General features: G+C 58.8%; 7 protein-coding genes and 5 pseudogenes. 2 read left to right on the plus strand and 10 right to left on the minus strand.

Going from position 1 to position 16,208, the window contains the following annotated elements:
* On the minus strand, positions 1-1,046 hold a 1,046-nt coding region (locus CO670_RS33495; protein ID WP_245426086.1), incomplete at its 3' end, for a transposase.
* Positions 1,047-1,569: 523 nt separating this feature from the next.
* Between CO670_RS33495 and CO670_RS29015 the strand changes: the two genes are divergently transcribed.
* Positions 1,570-2,457 (plus strand): hypothetical protein, encoded by an 888-nt coding sequence (locus CO670_RS29015; RefSeq protein WP_008536079.1) that lies wholly within the window; start codon positions 1,570-1,572, stop codon positions 2,455-2,457.
* Positions 2,458-2,574: 117 nt separating this feature from the next.
* On the opposite strand, the pseudogene CO670_RS33500 reads toward CO670_RS29015, so the two are convergent.
* Together CO670_RS33500 and CO670_RS33505 are read right to left on the minus strand one after the other, a co-directional pair.
* Positions 2,575-2,839: pseudogene (locus tag CO670_RS33500) on the minus strand (LLM class flavin-dependent oxidoreductase); the annotation flags it as partial.
* 455 nt (positions 2,840-3,294) lie between these two features.
* Positions 3,295-3,932, minus strand: a pseudogene (locus tag CO670_RS33505) (nuclear transport factor 2 family protein).
* 776 nt (positions 3,933-4,708) lie between these two features.
* On the opposite strand from CO670_RS33505, the pseudogene CO670_RS29040 reads away from it, so the two are divergent.
* A pseudogene (locus CO670_RS29040) lies at positions 4,709-5,266 on the plus strand (radical SAM protein); the annotation flags it as partial.
* Positions 5,267-5,475: 209 nt separating this feature from the next.
* Here the strand turns inward: CO670_RS29040 and CO670_RS29045 are convergent.
* The 7 genes and pseudogenes from CO670_RS29045 to CO670_RS29080 all read right to left on the minus strand — a co-directional run bounded on the left by CO670_RS29045 (position 5,476) and on the right by CO670_RS29080 (position 16,203).
* Positions 5,476-6,486: a LysR substrate-binding domain-containing protein gene (locus tag CO670_RS29045; RefSeq protein ID WP_012489527.1), complete on the minus strand. Its 1,011-nt coding sequence runs from the start codon at positions 6,484-6,486 to the stop codon at positions 5,476-5,478.
* A gap of 239 nt (positions 6,487-6,725) precedes the next feature.
* Positions 6,726-7,004: pseudogene (locus CO670_RS29050) on the minus strand (carbamoyltransferase N-terminal domain-containing protein); the annotation flags it as partial.
* 823 nt (positions 7,005-7,827) lie between these two features.
* Positions 7,828-8,022: pseudogene (locus CO670_RS29055) on the minus strand (hypothetical protein); the annotation flags it as partial.
* Between the two features lie 143 nt (positions 8,023-8,165).
* Positions 8,166-9,782, minus strand: a complete 1,617-nt coding sequence (locus tag CO670_RS29060; protein WP_012489526.1) for a hypothetical protein — start codon at positions 9,780-9,782, stop codon at positions 8,166-8,168.
* Positions 9,783-10,078: 296 nt separating this feature from the next.
* Positions 10,079-13,684 (minus strand): type VI secretion system membrane subunit TssM, encoded by a 3,606-nt coding sequence (gene tssM, locus CO670_RS29070; RefSeq protein ID WP_097593478.1) that lies wholly within the window; start codon positions 13,682-13,684, stop codon positions 10,079-10,081.
* A gap of 9 nt (positions 13,685-13,693) precedes the next feature.
* Positions 13,694-14,983: a type IVB secretion system protein IcmH/DotU gene (gene icmH / locus CO670_RS29075; RefSeq protein ID WP_012489524.1), complete on the minus strand. Its 1,290-nt coding sequence runs from the start codon at positions 14,981-14,983 to the stop codon at positions 13,694-13,696.
* Positions 14,983-16,203, minus strand: coding sequence for a type VI secretion system-associated FHA domain protein (locus CO670_RS29080; protein WP_210293996.1), 1,221 nt, complete (start codon positions 16,201-16,203; stop codon positions 14,983-14,985). Before CO670_RS29080 ends, icmH begins: the two co-directional genes overlap by 1 nt.
* Between the last annotated feature and the right edge of the window lie 5 nt (positions 16,204-16,208).

Consider the following 16,208-nt stretch of genomic DNA (forward strand, 5'->3'; position numbering starts at 1 on the left):
TCCGTTGCGGCATCGACGTCTTGCTGCCCCGAACTCCGCGACGACGTCTTGCCGCTGCTCAATCCGAACGCCTTCTTGAACCCTGACGCCATGCGCGACGTAAATCCGCGGCGTTTGCCCTGCGGCGCCGCGGCGACTTCGCCCGCCTCCGCCATATTGCTCGATGTCTTGCTCCCCGAGCCGCCGAATCGCAAGCTGCTGGAGCCCGCCCGAGAGACGTCTATGCTGTGGCGGGCGCCGCTCAACGAGTTCTCCGGCGCCAACGACTGCGGCGTCACTCGCATCGAACCGCCCACGGATCTGCGACGCGGCACACGGTCGCCGGCGTCACTGTCGTGCGAACCGAGGCGCAAGTCGCTCAGATCCTGTTCCACATCTCGTCTCTGTGAATTGTACTCCCGGATCCAGGCGTCCGTATCGAAAGCTCCGGTCACGCCTTCGATCCACCCACTTACTTCGCGAGAATCGTCATCGCGCGGCTGGTTCCGTCTTGGGTACATCGATGCCGGTCCTCCGGAAATCAAATTTGGAACCTCGATCCTATTGACGCCGGACGGCTCTCCTTCCCGTCGAAGCAGGACGAACAGTCGCCGATAGCCGAAACGCCGACGCTCGTTTGCAAGGTCACGCAGCTTTGCCCGCAGCGCCACCTCCGGCGGTCGGCAGGACCGATAACGCACCGTCTTGCGGTCGGCGGATATGATCTGGCAGGCCCGCCGCTCCGAAAGACCCATCACGGCCTTCAGATGCGTGACGGCTTCACGCTTGGCGGCAGGCCCTACCATTTTTTTTGCAAGAAGCTCGCGGAGCGCGGCCGCATCCAGCATCTGTTCGGCCAGCAGCTTTTTCAGCCTGGCGTTCTCGTCCTCAAGCGCCTTCAGCCGCTTGGCCTCGGACACTTCCATACCACCGTATTTGGCTTTCCAGTTGTAAAACGTCGCTTCCGAAATCCCGTGCTTACGGCAGAGGTCGGCCGCCTTCGCGCCTGCCTCCTGCTCCTTCAGTACCGCAATTATCTGCTCTTCGGTAAACCTCTGCTTCTTCATTCGTCCGTCCTTTGATGGGCCGGACTCTAATCAATTCTGGAGGAAATTCGCAGTGGCAGGTCACCTTCACCACCTAAGGGGTCACGTGGCTCCGCTTTTCCAAAGCATTTTAGAATATCGATTTTGCATGATGGCGACCAGTCCGGTTGCACTAGCATATGCGTAATCTGCAATTGGAGACCAACAACGGTGAAAACAGAACAGGCCCGCGGGGCGGTAAATTTTCCGAGACGCCTCTAACATTCAAGCTAATCTTAGCCCTGCCGCGGCGCAGACACCTCCGACGGACTGTCAGCCGATTCGACGATGGTCTGGCGAAGGGAGCCACGCTTTCGCGGATCCTCGAGGCTTGGGCTGAGGTAAAGGGATCAGGAGCGGCGCATGCAACGCGCACCGCCCGCTTCATCGAGTCTAGCAGTCACGTATCCGCTTTATAGGCCGGACATGTGAGCGCACCGTTCCCATGTGAAGCGACTGAAAAGAATGCGCTTCATCACACCTTTCACTCTCAGGAGAGACCGCCATGGATAACTCAGAACGATCGCTGCGCTACAACATTTCCGAGGAAGATGATCGCACCCGGGCCATGGCGGGGTGGATCGAGAATATGACCGGGGCACAAACGCTTACGGGCATGCCGTCCCGATCAACGCCAGATCCCCATGCTCTTTCGCCTTCGTCGCCAACGCGACCATACTCGCTCTCTTCCGAACCTCCAATTAAGGTGCTCGACAGATCGACATTTGCCAGAAAAGTAAGGGAATTTTACGGTGATGAAATCAAGCACATTTCCGTCAATCCACAAGAGTACTCGCCCTTCGTGTCCTCTAAAGCCCTGCGTACGGCTACCATCGCTCGACTCTACGGCGGCACCGACAATGATACGCCCAGCGCGCGATATTTCAGCTATGATCTGGGAGAACGAAGCGTTGGGCTTTTAAGAACAGAGGATGGATTTAGCATCGAAAACGAGCCGTGGCGGGAACTATTTCCCGGTCGAAGAAGAATCACGTCGATTGTAGACCTTCGCGTTACTCATCCGCTTGTCGAGAACGCAGGCGATATTCTGCTCGAACATCAACTTCAACTCGACGGCGAACAGCCGTTGATCATGTCACGTCCCGCTACGCCGGAGATGGGAACCCGTCTAGAGCAGATGGGTTTCGTTAATGTGGGTGAAAATCGCTGGGTGCTCGACCCTACGCAACATCCCGACAAGTGGACAAAGAATAGCAAGGGTGGATGGCAGCGCGCCGACAAACCTTGGAGTTATCTCTCTAAAACCGTGGAGTATCTTAGCGACGATGAAGCAGGTGTCGAGGAGCATTCGAGTGACGCCAGTGTCGAGACAGATTCATCCGATGATGACCCGTCTTGGTACTTCGAACACCTCAATTTGAACCGCGGCTAAAAGCTTGCCTCATCGTGAGGACTTTTTGCGCCGCCGGCTGAGTTGATACGCCCTTGTATTACGGGAGGACGCAGGCGAAGATTAGAGACTGCAATAATTGCTGCGACTCTCTGCGACGGCCCGCCTCATGCTGCACTCCGATCCTGCCGCGATGCAGATTGGCGGGGCTGGCTTCTGGGTGGTCCGCAACGATATCGCCGTTGGGGGTATCTTCTGATAATGGCCGTCGGGTTCGAAAACCTTCTGGTTGAGCCCCTAAAAGATCACCCAGGTACTCCCCAGGCGCCTCATGAATAACGACACCGAAGCGCTTGAACTCGAATCGCTCGTATCCGGACCCGTCGCCAAGCCCAAGGCGACCGTCCGACACGATGTCGATGAATGATCGACGTGCGAGCTGACCGGAAACCGCAAGGTCCGGTCGACATCATCGGGACGCGCCCATGGGCCCCATCGGCACGCGTCGGCGAATAGCGGCGAGATCCGTCTCGTCGGCGCGTTCCAGTTCTCGACCATCGGCGTGCGCACATAGCCGAGCTCTTATGGCCGTCAGGCCCACTCGACGCGACGCCAACTCGCATGCCAAACTTTTCGTGATCAAGATCAGGCCCCTTCCAGGCAGCGTAGCCGTTGCGTCTGGGGCGCCCAGCAACCCGCCCAGCGAGGCCACATTGAAGATCGCAGGGCCGCGCGGCAACGCCGCACCGCACCGTTCCGCTTCCAGGAAGATCCACGGCAACGACAATGTCGCCGTTTGTCGCAAAGGCATCGACCAGAGCGCGGCCAATCCCGCCTGCAGCGCGTGTAATGACGGCGGGTGTCTGCTTGCTTCATGGATTAGCTTCTCCTGCTCCGGCGTATGCGATCTAACGCTAAAGGAGCCAGATGACAGCAAGTTAGCACCACGTCCCGGAAAAGAAGAGTTCGGCACCAGCTGAACGCGCCGCTATTCCGCCTCGGCTTTTCATGCTCTTTGCCGCTTCCGAGCGTATAGACCGGGTCGTTAGAATGCGATGTTCCGATCGGCTGCCTGAAACCGAACCGCTCAAACTCTGGCGACGCCGCCTGCTGTGTCTGCTCCTCGAGCCAATCATAGACCACTGTGCGGTCGGCAATTCTCCACTCCCCTTCCCTTTTCAGAAAATGGTCGCAATATCGACCACATAGGAGAAACCTGGCAACGTTTGATCCGGCCGCAGTCCGGCCCTCGTTGGAGCGCAGTGAAGTAGCTCTCGACAGGTGCTTCAGCCGGGCTGATAAACTCAATCAGAACGTTGGTGATCTGGTGGATGTTGCGCGGTTCGGTCTTGAAGACACCAAGCGTGAACTCAATGAATCCCTCGGCGGAGCCCGTGTACGCTCCGTGAACGTCCTGCGCATCAGGCCAGAAGGAGCTGCGCAGCCCCGCCTCGTCCGCCCGTCTATCCCGCGGCAATACCGATAGGACAGTCGCGGATCGTTTCGCGATCATGCAATTCGACCCATTTTCGTGGTCCATGGCCCGTCGCAAGTCTGGTCTTGAGTTGAAAATGGCGTTCTATGCATCTGCGAACGGACATTCGCGCCGTCGGCGCTTGACTTGGCCTCGCAATGCCACTTCCCAGGGAACGTCTGTGAACTCAAACAGCGTGCGTAGGACAGCAACTCCCGCGCAATCAAGGACCATTGGTGCGTTGGATTTTGTCTGCAAGAACAGCCAGGGCCTCTCTGCGCTTGTGTGGAAGGTAGCTAACGGTCCATTCGGCGACAATGCGATCGACGAGTTCGCCAGAAAGAGCCCAATGTCGACTGGATCCCCGTTTGCGGCCGCCGGGGCTGCCGGTGCCTGTCTCGGCGAAGTCTCCTCCAAAGCCTGTATCCGAACGATCCTGCCTGGCTCCCAATCGGGCTCGTCTGACCGAGCGGGAGCGGCTGATCGACGCGAGGGAGAAATCTGGGGCCAGGCGGCTCGCCTCTCGGCGTCACCCCACGTTAGGCTGGTTATGCCATCCGCGGGCATCAAATCGGGGTGAAAGAAAGTTCTAAGCCTGGTGTGGTCGAGCGGCCCGACCTGCCCTCCTCAACTCAAGCACTCGAGGCGAGCCGCCATTTTACCGGTGTAGGTCTATTGTCGAATGCCTGACAACCCTATGTCGGGTCGCAAATGGAGGGAACCGGACAAAAAACTCTAACCAATTGAAAACTAACGCAATTTTCATTGGCATGGCCCTTGCTTCTTGAACCGCGACGTTAAGCAGCAACGGAGCCTTTAATGCCCCCACCAATGATTTCGCTCAAGAACCTGACCAGCACGACAACTATGAACCAACTGCTGGCCACAGCGAAGTCCACTGCTTGCGCCGCGTCATTGTGCGGTTCGTCCGCAAAGCCGCACCACGTCGAGCCGGCTGTCTGGGAGAAAATCACGGACCTTTCCTGCTATTTAGAAAAAGCGCACTACTATTTCGCGCGCATGCACGTCGTAGCCGCACCAGCTTGCAATATCCAGTGCAACTACTGCAATAGTAAATACTGCGCCAACGAAAGCCGGCCTACGCCTGACCAGGCGCTGCGAAAGGTCGTTGCGGTCGCCAATGAAGTCCCTCAGCTTTCCGTGCTCTTTATCGCCGGACCAAGCGATGCCTGTTATGACCGGAAGAAGACAAAGGCGACATTTGCACGCGGAGCCACAGAGGTCCCCGATATCAAGCTGTGTCTTTCAACCAACGGTCCGGCAGTGCCAGACCGTGTCGGCGAGCCTGCTGACATAAATGTTGATCACTTGACGATCACCATCAAAATGGTCGATCCGAGAGCCGGCGCGAAGATATCCGCGCCACTGCAGGGCCGAGCCGCAGCTCAGCAGAAGCCCGGATACAAGCAGACCCCGCGAGCACATAGGCATCCAAGTCTCGATATTCGTCCAACATGCCTGGCACTCTCGGGCGCAGCAGCGCTGAGCTCTTGGTCATTTCCCCGCGCAAAATCCCCGTTTGCTCTCTTTGATGCTTCGGGAGCATCCCGATCACCGCTTCTGTGTCAGTCTGCTCCCGTCTCCAACGCTGCGGCGACCTCCTTGCGCAGCCATTTATGCTGCGGGTCGTGATGGCACCGCTCGTGCCAGATGAGCATGACCTTGTACGGTGCCGGCTCGAGGGGTGGATCAACAACCCTAAGCGGCAGCATCGCAGAAACTTGGGTCGCAACGCGGCGCGGGACGAGCAATACCAAATCCGTCCCCGAAGCCACCACCGCTGCCGTGAGAACGCTGGAAAAAAGTATGGGACTACGATCCTCTCGCAGGTTGGGCAAGTGGTCGTAGATCGGGCCGAAATGGTCGGGGGAGTCCGTACTGATGGCAGCGTGACGCAAGGTCGCGAAGTTGTCGATCGTCCATTCCTGCGCCAGCGCGGGATGGTCGTGGCGCAACAAACACGCGAAGCGGTCTGTATAGAGACTGCGCCGAAAATAGCCAGGCAGTTGCACGTCAATATGCCCAACGGCCAAATCAATATCACCTTGCTCAAGCCCCCGCACGGCACGATCAAACGGCAAACAGGCGAGTGTGTCGAGATGAGGGGCACGCTCGCGTAACCACGGCAGGAGGCGCGGTAGTACAGCCAAAGCTTGATGATCGGGGATCGCCAGCGTTGCCCCCCTCCCCCATTCTTTTGAGATTACGCTGCGGCTTGTCACCATCTCTCGGATCGTACGCAGTGCCGACGGCAGCCTTTGAGCCAAGTGTTCGCCTTGCGGCGTTGGGATCAAACCCGTTGAAGACCGCACCAGCAGGTCATCATTGAACATGCCGCGCAGCCTTCCCAGTGCCCGGCTCATCGCCGGTTGACTCCGCCCGATGTGCTGGCCCGCGTGCGTCACGTTCCGGTATTCGAGCAGAGCCTCGAGCGCGACCAGGAGGTTGAGGTCTATTGATGCCAAGTTTATCTGGTGTCCAGTGAGGCGCTCTCCTCTCCAATCTTGCAACATCTTTCGCCTATAAGCGAGTTGATCCGTCACCTCTTTTTCTACATAGCGTTTCATGACGTTCATTCCTCAACAATCAATTCCGGGTCCAACGTTTTCGAGTTCATCTCGGCGGTGGAGCGCGGGTGACAACCTCATGGCATTGTGCCATCACGCGTCCAAGGGGCGGCCAGATCTGTGTGACGATGGCGATCACATGGAACATCGGGGTGTCCCACAGGAATATAGCGCCCGTGTCGACTTCCCCGAGCCCGTTGCAACAGTCTCGGATCCGATGCTGGGGTGCTTGGGTGAAAGAGGCGCACGCGCTCGAGCACAGCGTTGCAATAGGCCTCGGTCGCATAATACGCGATGCGGTCGATGTCGCTCAGGTGAACACCTGCAGATGCGAGGCAATATTGAATCGAACGCATTGGTAACTTGTTGGAGTGCTTGATCCGGTTAAGGCGCTCCTCCTCGACCGCCGCTATCACTCGCCCGTCGCGAACGGGAACCGCAGCCCCATCGTGCATAAAGGTGCTCGGTAGATCGGACGAATTTTCGTAATCTTTGCTTAGACCGCCACTGAGCCCTAGACACAGCATGTTGCTCTCCAGTTCGTTTCGGAAGGTAGGTCGCTCTGGCCTGGCCACCGGCCTTCGTAGTTTCATAGGGTGGCGCTTGACAGTGCAGCTAGAGCTCACGGGGTCGAAGCCGATACCATTAGTGACCGGCGCGGCGACATTGCCGACAACCGATCCTGCGCAACCTTCTTGATCATTGTTGCGACGCCGCACAGAAACCCGGGCCGAAGCGCTTGCAGCAGAACTGCCTAACCTATCCACATCACTCAATCCTTCATATTTCGGCCCGACAGCCGCAAGAAAACATCACGAGGTTTGGTGGCCCTGCAAAAGGCGCAGACCAAGTCCTCGCGGCTGCGAGCGCGCCTGCTCTGGCTTCTAGTGATTGTGGGAGATGCACTCACAGGTTAGTCGACCAGGGAACAGTGCTTCTTGTGAGAGCCCTATCAGCACTGAAACGGGAGAAGCAACGGTGAAGATTCTGCCCGATCACGACCAGCGTAAGATAACAATCGAGGCCAGGCAACTGACAGAGGGCTCCAGGTCGAATTTCCAGCATCGTCTCCGCACCTGAGGACCCATTTTTTTAGAACTCCACATAATCTACACAGCGCTCTTCAGCGTTTTCTAAGGGCAATCGTTTTGAGCAGTAAAATCGTTTTTGTGGATGGAATGCGTGCAAAAAGGAATGGGTGGATTCATAGCAAGGCGAGCGGCACTTTCAAACAGCGGCCGTGATGATCAACGTTTACGGCAAATCCGCCTCCGACGTCGGTGCCGACGACCGACCTCCGAAATCCTCGTGTATCGTCGTACCCGCAACACTCCTTCTCTACTCTGGTTTTCAGCCGATAAACCTAGCCGCAGCTTCGCCAGTCGGCACGTCGATAAGCGTGATCGGGCTTGCTGCAAGGAAACGGCGTTGGTTGTTGGTCGGCGCTGCCGCATCCAGCACCGCAAAACGTGGTGCGTTGGATCGCGTCATGATCCGTCGGGCGTAGGTGCGCAGCATCTGGTCGTTGAAGCGGCAGCCGATGAAGAAGAGCCTCTGTTGGTGCGCCGCTCCTTCACCGCTTCGCTGACCCACCTGAGCGGCGGAACTCCTTCCGTCGCTGATGAGGCCGTTGATGGCCTGCTCGCCCGGCCTTCCGGTGGGTCGGCCGGCATCGAGACAGGCGATTATTACGCGGCGGGCGCGGCGCGCGAGGTTTCGATGCGCTTCAGTCCATCGGTGATGGCCGCGAGCCCTTCCCGCAGCGTCTGCCCTATAGTGCCCGGACCGATGTCGATTGGAGGATTGTCAAGCATGGCTACAATGTCGCTGCCGTTGAGATAATCGAGCTTCTTCTGGACTGTGGTTCGGACACGCTCGGTCGCGCTCGACAGTGCCTCACCGTTGCGTTCGGTGATGGCGGAGAGCTGATCTGAAAGCTCTCCTCCGAACTGCAGGAAGATGTCGTCGACATACCTCCACGTTCCGCCGCGGGCTTCCACATCGACCATCTGGTTGATCTTGCTCTTTACCTCATCCCGCAGCGTCAAGGCAGTGTCGAGATGAGCCTGCCATATAGCTATGATACTTTCGACCGAGTTCTCGATGGATTTGGTCCTTTCGGGCTGGTCTGCGATGCCAAGAAGGACCAGAAGTTGATCATCGTTACCGAGCCGCGGGACCACCGCTGCGATCAGACGCTCCACAACCGCGCGCCTACGGGCTGCATCGCCTAGTTCCTTCGGCCATTGCGACGACACTATCTTCGCAATCCTCTCAGAATTCGCGTTCTCTAGCGGATAAGAAAGCTGTCGCTCCTGAGCCTTTGCCTTGATCAGACGGAACAAGGACTCTACTACCTCGTCTTGATCGAGAGCGCCCGTTGGAACTCTGTTCAGATCGATCCCATTCACCACGACCTCTTCGCGGCGGTCGCCGTTTGTCTCGCCCTGCCCCGCCCCATCGGGCATGTCATCCACATATTGAAGATTTCGCAGATTCTCAGGATAGGCCAGCATCAACAGAAGTCGGCCGGCGAAGTTGTGCAGCGTTGCCTCCTGCTCTTCCGGAGGCGTCGCAGCCAGCACACGTTGCAGCCAATCCGCGATCTTCGTGGTCAGATGGGACAACTCTGCGGTCTGTCCCGCGCCAATTTGCGCGCTGAGACTTACTGCGTGATTGGAAATGGTCGCGGCCGCGGCGGCAATGCCCTCCTTCACTTCCGGGAGAAGCTGCTCCAGGAGCTCAGCCCCGCCTTCACGCTTGCTTCTCTCTTCAGTTTCTTCAACACTCCCTGCAGAGTTCCCTTCCGCGCTATCGAGCGCCGTCATCGGCCGATTGAATTCTTCAGAGTCGTCGGGTGGAAGAAATTGGGAGTTCTCCTCGGCGTTCATCTCAAACTGCTGAATGTCTTCTTCAGTTAAGATTCCTGCTTCCTGCATGTCAGGCAACCTCATGCGGAAGTTCACGAAATACTTCTTCATCACCTTTTGGACCTGCGGGAACCCGGCCTTTCCACCATCAGCCAACTTGACGAGGATAACGCCGTTTTCGTTCATCCTGCCCGTGCCTCTCCGCAGAAGCGAAAAGTTCTCCTTACTACTATCCTCATCATCTTCAAAAGGCATGTTTTTCAAAGTTTGTGCCAATCCATTGAGCTTTTTCTTACTCACCAGGACAGCAGGCTTCCGCAGATCGCCAACCGTGCCGACCGCAAAGCAGAACTCCAAATCCGCTCTGTTCTTCGTCTGGTCGATCAACTGCAGAAATTTCTTCGCTCTTGTCCTATTGTGCTTCATTCCGGCCATTATATCTCTCCAGTTTCCTGTTCTAGATCAGTGTACGTCGGTTGATAGGGTGGGACAGGATCTGATCACCCAACTTCCCGAAGATCTGCCTGATGGAGGTGACCGCGCTCTCCAGCGGTCTAGTCGAGCGGGAAAGCGGCGCGCCGAGATCAAGCGACGATCGCCGCCAGTCGCAGCCGTGACCGCCTCCGATCCGGCCGGCAACCGACATGCCGACCTCTCCCGCCGCAGACCTGCGTGGGCGTCTCGTGACCCCATAGGGCTTTCCCAGCGCCAGTCGGATGCTATCCCGGCGTTCATAAGAAATCTGGACATCGGAATTCTGACAGCAGATTGCGGGACAACGGGCTCATCACGCTGTCAGGCTGGAGGTTAAAAACTGCCCAATGGCGACCGGACACCAGTCGTACCTGAATAAGGTCCCCTCCTCCCAATGGCTGCTTATCCGCCTCATTTAAGAGGCGAAACAGCGCCCAATGGCCGCTCTTGGAGAGGGTGGCGCCTTGAAAACCGATGAAAGCGACGGAAGCGCCGCCGACGCCGCCGGCCGTAGGCCAATGGAAATGCATGGCCGCCGCGGCCGTTCCTCGTCGATGTTCGAGGCGCTGGCCGTCGATGTCTACCACCACCTGGTCTGTCAACGGATCGGTCTCGGCGACGGTGAGCAGGAATCCAACTGACACCTGGCCGGCATCATCGAACATGGTGTCGCGGATCGTGGCTGCCCGTTGGAACTGGGCCAAGGTATTGCGGCCGATAGGGAAATCGACACCGCTCGTTGGCCGAAACTGCCACGAACCTTTGGATTTGTCGACGAATGGGGAAAGGTTCTCGGCGAAGAAAGTGTCGATCTCCGCCTTGCGGCCGAACAGCCGGGCGAAATCGCTCAAAGGGATATCCCGGCGGGATCCGCTCGCGAAGGGATACCGTCCTTCGGTAGCCCGTCGGCACAAATCGCCGGGGCCGCCCGCCCAACCGCTCGCCAACCCGCGCCTCATGCCGCTGACGGTTAGGTCCGAGCTGTGGCGGCTGAGGCCGAGGATCCATTGCCGGATGGGTTCGGGCAGATCGGCCGCCCCCGCCTCGATCTGTTGGATGGCGACGCCCGCCTGCCCGTTGTGTTCCAAGATGTTCGAACCCGCCAGCCCCTGCGCCTGGCTGAGGGAGCGATACAGTTCGCCGAGATCCCGGAGAGCACTGTCGATCGGCGCCTGCGCGCCCGCTTGGCTGTTCGACGGCACTTCGACCAGCTGGTGCAGCCACCGGAAATGATCGCCCATATAGAGCTGGACGTGAGCTTCAGGCGTGTCCGCGGCCGGTTGAGACCGGAACAGTGCCTCGAGCTCGCTTGGCAACACCTCGCCCTGGGGGACACTGTCACCTTTCGTCAAGCCGTCCTCGGGAGCCGGTGGTTGCTTGAGCTTTAGCTCCTGCGCCGCCGCGAAAAGGAACAGGCGCATTGGTGACGTCGGCGCGGACAGCGTGTTCAAGGTGCGCAGCGCGTCATCGATACCCCCAGACGGGCGGATGGACATATCGCCAATGAGCTGGTCCCAGCGCAACGCGAACTCCTGAGCGTAGAGATCCGCCGCCGAACGCCGCAGCTTCTGGCTCACATCACCGGCTGCAATCGGCGCGACTACCTGTGAGTCGAGAACCCAGCCTTCTGCAGCGACAGCGTCAGCCACTTGCGGCAGCAATCGCAGGAAGGTTCCGTAAAACCCCGCCCTCGTGTAGATGCCAGGAACCCCCTCGCTGAGCGGCTGTCCCGATTTGCGAGCCAGGACGCCCTGCGCCAGCGGCCCGGCATGGTCGGCCAGACGCCAGGTTGGCGCCCGCGAGGCTTCGGGACTGGTCGCGATGATGTCGAGGACGCGGCGCGCCATCGAGACGGTCTGGAGCTTCGCGCGGCTCCTCTCGATCAGTTCGCCATTAAGCTCACTATGGGGCAGCGGCCCTTCCATGAGTGCATCCAGGTGATCAGCGAGCGCGCTGCGCAGGCCGGCATCGGCTTCGGCCGGAAACATCACTCGCCAGTCGGCAGCCATCCAGTTTTTGACGACCGCGCGCTGGAGCGGACCCTGCTGACCCAGCATCAGGTAAACCTTTAACGCCTGGTAGACGAACTGATCATCGTCGTGCCGCTCGACCAATAAGGTTTCCAACCGGAACATCAGCCGCGGCAGCAGGATGGTGTTCACGGCGCGGCGGTACGCCGCGAGCGTCTGAACCTTGATTTTCTTACTCTGGTCGAGACCCGAACTTGATAGGCGGCCGCCCGCGCTGTCGCCGTTGGCATCACGCAGCCGCTGAAGCAGTGGCAGGATGGGTCGAAGATCGCCACTCTCAACCCGGTCGAGCTTCAGCTTTTCAGCCCCTCTGGCATAGCTGCCAGCCATTAGGCGAACGCTCTCGATCAGCTGAACATTCCGAATATAGCTGAACGTCCATAAGACGCTGGCGGTAACAATGACCGCCGCTATCATCGTGTAGGCGCCATACCGGATCCGCCGCTGGCGCCGATCGAAGCGGTGATTGGCATCGACGAGCCCAGCTTCGGCGAAAACGACTTCGCGCAGCAGCCGGCTGATGAAATAATTACGGCCCGGGCCACGAAGCGCTGTACAGGGCGGCTGAGCGATCTCGAAGGTCTGAGATCTGGCGTTCGCAACTCGATCGAAGGGCATGCCAATTTGCGTGCCGCTTAAGAAGTAGACGCCGCGGAGCATAAGCGGTTCCTGGAACGAATTCCCGCCAAAGGCTTCCTTCAAGAACTGTTGCGTCAGGTGCTTGAGGCTAGCGACCTGCTGTGGGAAGCCGAACATGAGCGCACGACGCTGGAGGTTGCTTTCGTGCTGCATTCGTTCAAGCAGCCTTTCGTTTAGGCGGCCAACAAGCGCATCGTATGCTGCGGCAAACGCCATCGGATCGCCTTCGTCCTCCGACGCCTCTTGCGCAAAGGTGAACCCCCACACCGCCTCCCGCCCCTCGCGACCCAGATCGTCGAAGAATTCAACAAATCCCGCCAGCAGATCGCTCTTAGTGAAAAGCACATAAATCGGCAGTTGCAGGCGAAGCTCCCTGTACACTTCGAGGAGCCGCTCACGGATACAGCGCGCGCGATCGGCGAGCACTTCCTCGGATGTAGAATTCAGCTCGCTGATTGCGATCGTGACTAAGACACCGTTCAGCGGCTGCCGTGGCCGGGAGCGTCTGAGCATACGAAGCAAGCCACGCCAAACCGCTTTGTCCCGGTCTGCATCACCCTCCTGTACCGTGTAGCGCCCAGCAGTGTCGACGAACACCGCGTCATCGGTGATCCACCAGTCGCAGTTTTCCGTACCCGCTAACCCACCGGCGGCTCTCAGACCGGACCTCGCCGCCATCGGAAAGCTGAGCCCGGAATTGACTATTGCTGTGGTCTTCCCCGAGTTGGGCGGACCGATCATCACATACCAGGGCCGCTGATAGAGCCACCGCCTGCTGATACCTCCTGCGTAGCGGCGCCCCTTGAGTGTGGTAAGGGTCTCGCGGAAACGATGACGAATCGCCTCCAGCTCTCTTTCAGCAAGCGTGCTGGCTTGCCCCACACTTCGGTCGGAAGGCCTTGGGTCTCTCTTCTTCTGCTCGGCCCCACCCGCGTCCAGCGCTCCCGACACTCGTGATTGGACGAGGTCTTCAAAATAGGCCTGAACCTTGTAAAGCTGGGACTGGATCAAGTAGATCACGGTGTATCCGACCGGAATCAGCATCGATGCCGCGATCTGGCTGCGAAGGCTGTCAAGCGGCGCAAATCCTCCGACCGAGATATGCGGTCCGAGCGTGAAGATTAAGGCACATACGATCGCCGCCCCGCCGACACGGAGCCATTGCCACCTAAGCGCTTTCTTGATTGACTGCATGGCTTGTCTTCATTGTGTCTTTGTGATGATGATTTGAATCCGACGGTTCCGCGCGCGGCCCTCGGGCGTGTGGTTCGAAGCGACCGGTTCTCCGCTCCCTCTGCCCTCTTCTCGCACGCGGCCTGGGTCATCCATCATGGATTTGATAATCTCGGCAGCTGCGCTCGCACGCGCGAGCGAAAGGGAATCGTTTGAAGGGAAGGCGAGTGATTGCACCGGAATGGCGTCGGTGTGCCCGGTCAGGAGGACCGATCCCGACTCACCGTTCAGAGAACGACCAATTCGTAAAAGAAGCGGCAGGAACATTTTCTTCACTTCCGGACTAGCAGAATCGAACATCCCGGAGGCGCGAATGATAACGACGATCTGCTGTGGGTCCTCGGACACAGTGACAAGCCCTTCGCGGATTTCGGGCTCGAGGAAGTTACGCAGTCGGTCGCTGCTCATAACAACCTTTGGTGGCAATGCGATTCTCGCCGATCTGACAACGCCGTTCGGCGGCAATGTCGCGATATCGTTGAAGACAGCGTCGGCGCGGGCATTTAATGCATGCAGGAGTCCGGTATAGATCGAGAGGAGTAATCCTGCCCCAAACGCTACGACGGCCCAGATTGGAACGATTGTGCGGCGTGGCTTCGGATTATTTGAGTTCCTCCGCCAGTGCGGGGATAGTTCGCGCTCGAAGTCACCACGGGCTGCTCGGATCAGGCGGTAGACGTCTTCGCACAGCACACTGAGCTCTGCGGCTCCTCCCGCAGTGACGCGGTAGCGGCCTTCGAAGCCCAACCTCATGCAGTAGTAGAGCAGCTCCAGCAGTTCTATATTGATGGCCGGTTCATTTTTCAATTGCGTCAGCAGATCGAAGAAGCGCTCGCCGCCCCAGGTATCGCTGAACAGCGATCCCACCAAGCTGCGCGTCGTCCAGACGCTGTTGCTGCCCCAGGCTGTGTTCAGAACGATGTCATCGATGGTCGCGCAGAGGGCGTATTTGCAGACCTTGATCGCTCGCGAGGGCAATCCGAGCGGCGTGATCCGACGCTCAAAAGCATCGATCTCCCGCAGCACCCTAAGGCGCAGTGCTTCAACGTCGATATGGCTAGCACTGCTCTTGAGCTGAGCGCTGAGACCCAGCAGCGCCGCCGCGGCCGCGACCAGTGGATTAAGTCGGTCGAGCGCAAGCATCTCCCAGGTAAGTTCGTCCGCCACTGGCGATGACGGCGAAGGGACAGCCAACTGCTCCTCGGCGTGAAGGAGGACGAGTGGCTGGGATTTTGGCATCGTTTCCTCAATCACCATCATCAACCCGCCCACTTCCCTTCGGAGCGGACGCTCTCATCGTGGGATCGGCGGGCGGGTCGACTACGCTCTCGCACTGGGCGCGCGAAGTCGGCGCCGAAGCTCCGGAGCAAATCGGTTTCGATGCTCGATACGACGTCATTGAAGACGCGCACGTACGCACTCCGGTTTCGCGCCTTATGGTTGCGGTGCAAAAGGGAACGGGGCCGCCCCATCGCCTTCTCGATCCCTGCTAGGGACAAGCGTGCACGGACGCTGGACAGAGCCTTCTGCACAGCCGCGAATGACACGTCATGCGTCCCACGGTCGGTGAAGGCTTGCTCAACGGCCAGGTCTCCGCGGAGGGACCCGCTGGAGTCATTGCACAGAACTGCGCGCAACGCCTCGCCGACATCGGGAACGAGACTCAGGGTTTTTTCGTCGGAACTCTTATTTCTGAATAATTGTTCGCCAGCTCTCGCTCGGAGAGTATGCTGTGCAGCGCGGCGGAATACAGAAGCATTTTCCCTGCACGATCCAGCACGCTTACGATGCCGGCATTCCGGACATCTGCCAATGATAAGCCGCAGGCGGCAAGGAAAGCCGTGACCGCCGCTCGATGATTCTTGGCGAGATGATTGCTCCACCTTGGGTTGCGTCAAGATGGGGGCCCGATCTGGCACACTGTCTGCGTAGATATCCCACGGACTTCTCATCATGCCCGCCAGCGCGTCTAAACGAGTGCCTAAGAACGGCAATGGTAGGAACTCGCCGTCGCTCAGGTCCAGCAGCGCTTCTTCACCCCGGGTGCAATTGCCCGCCAGGAGCGACGAGGCCGTTTCGAGGGGGCCAAGAAGACTCAACTCCTCACTTGTCGCTGCAAGTTGTCCCTCCGGTTCGGCGGCACTCTCCGCAATGGATATCGAAGGCGACACCGCGACGACATCGGTCATATAGGCGCCGATCTGAATAACATCGCTGGTTTTCCGGGCGACCGGCGCCTCTGACGGAAGCGGCACCGCCTCGTCATTTTGACATGTGTCGTCGCGGCCTCGGTCGATCAGTACGTATCGCCGTGCCATGCACTCGATTGAGCAGTGGGATTTCGAGACCATCTGCTGATCATCCGGCAGAACCAGGCTGTTGCCTGCTCGGCTGGTAGTCAGTCCACCAGCCGCGTCGCCCGGCACGAGATATTCCGGAAAACTACATCTATTGCTGTGTACACGTAGCGTGAGGGGCATTGGTG

Origin of the sequence: Rhizobium sp. J15 (assembly GCF_002531825.1) — a bacterium.
Lineage (GTDB): Bacteria > Pseudomonadota > Alphaproteobacteria > Rhizobiales > Rhizobiaceae > Rhizobium.

Bases quoted from the DNA above. Each gene is read 5' to 3' on its own strand.
- CO670_RS29015 (WP_008536079.1), top strand. From the start codon at position 1,570: ATGGATAACTCAGAACGATCGCTGCGCTACAACATTTCCGAGGAAGAT.
- tssM (WP_097593478.1), bottom strand. From the start codon at position 13,684: ATGCAGTCAATCAAGAAAGCGCTTAGGTGGCAATGGCTCCGTGTCGGC.
- CO670_RS29045 (WP_012489527.1), bottom strand. From the start codon at position 6,486: ATGAACGTCATGAAACGCTATGTAGAAAAAGAGGTGACGGATCAACTC.
- icmH (WP_012489524.1), bottom strand. From the start codon at position 14,983: ATGATGGTGATTGAGGAAACGATGCCAAAATCCCAGCCACTCGTCCTC.
- CO670_RS29060 (WP_012489526.1), bottom strand. From the start codon at position 9,782: ATGGCCGGAATGAAGCACAATAGGACAAGAGCGAAGAAATTTCTGCAG.
- CO670_RS29080 (WP_210293996.1), bottom strand. From the start codon at position 16,203: ATGCCCCTCACGCTACGTGTACACAGCAATAGATGTAGTTTTCCGGAA.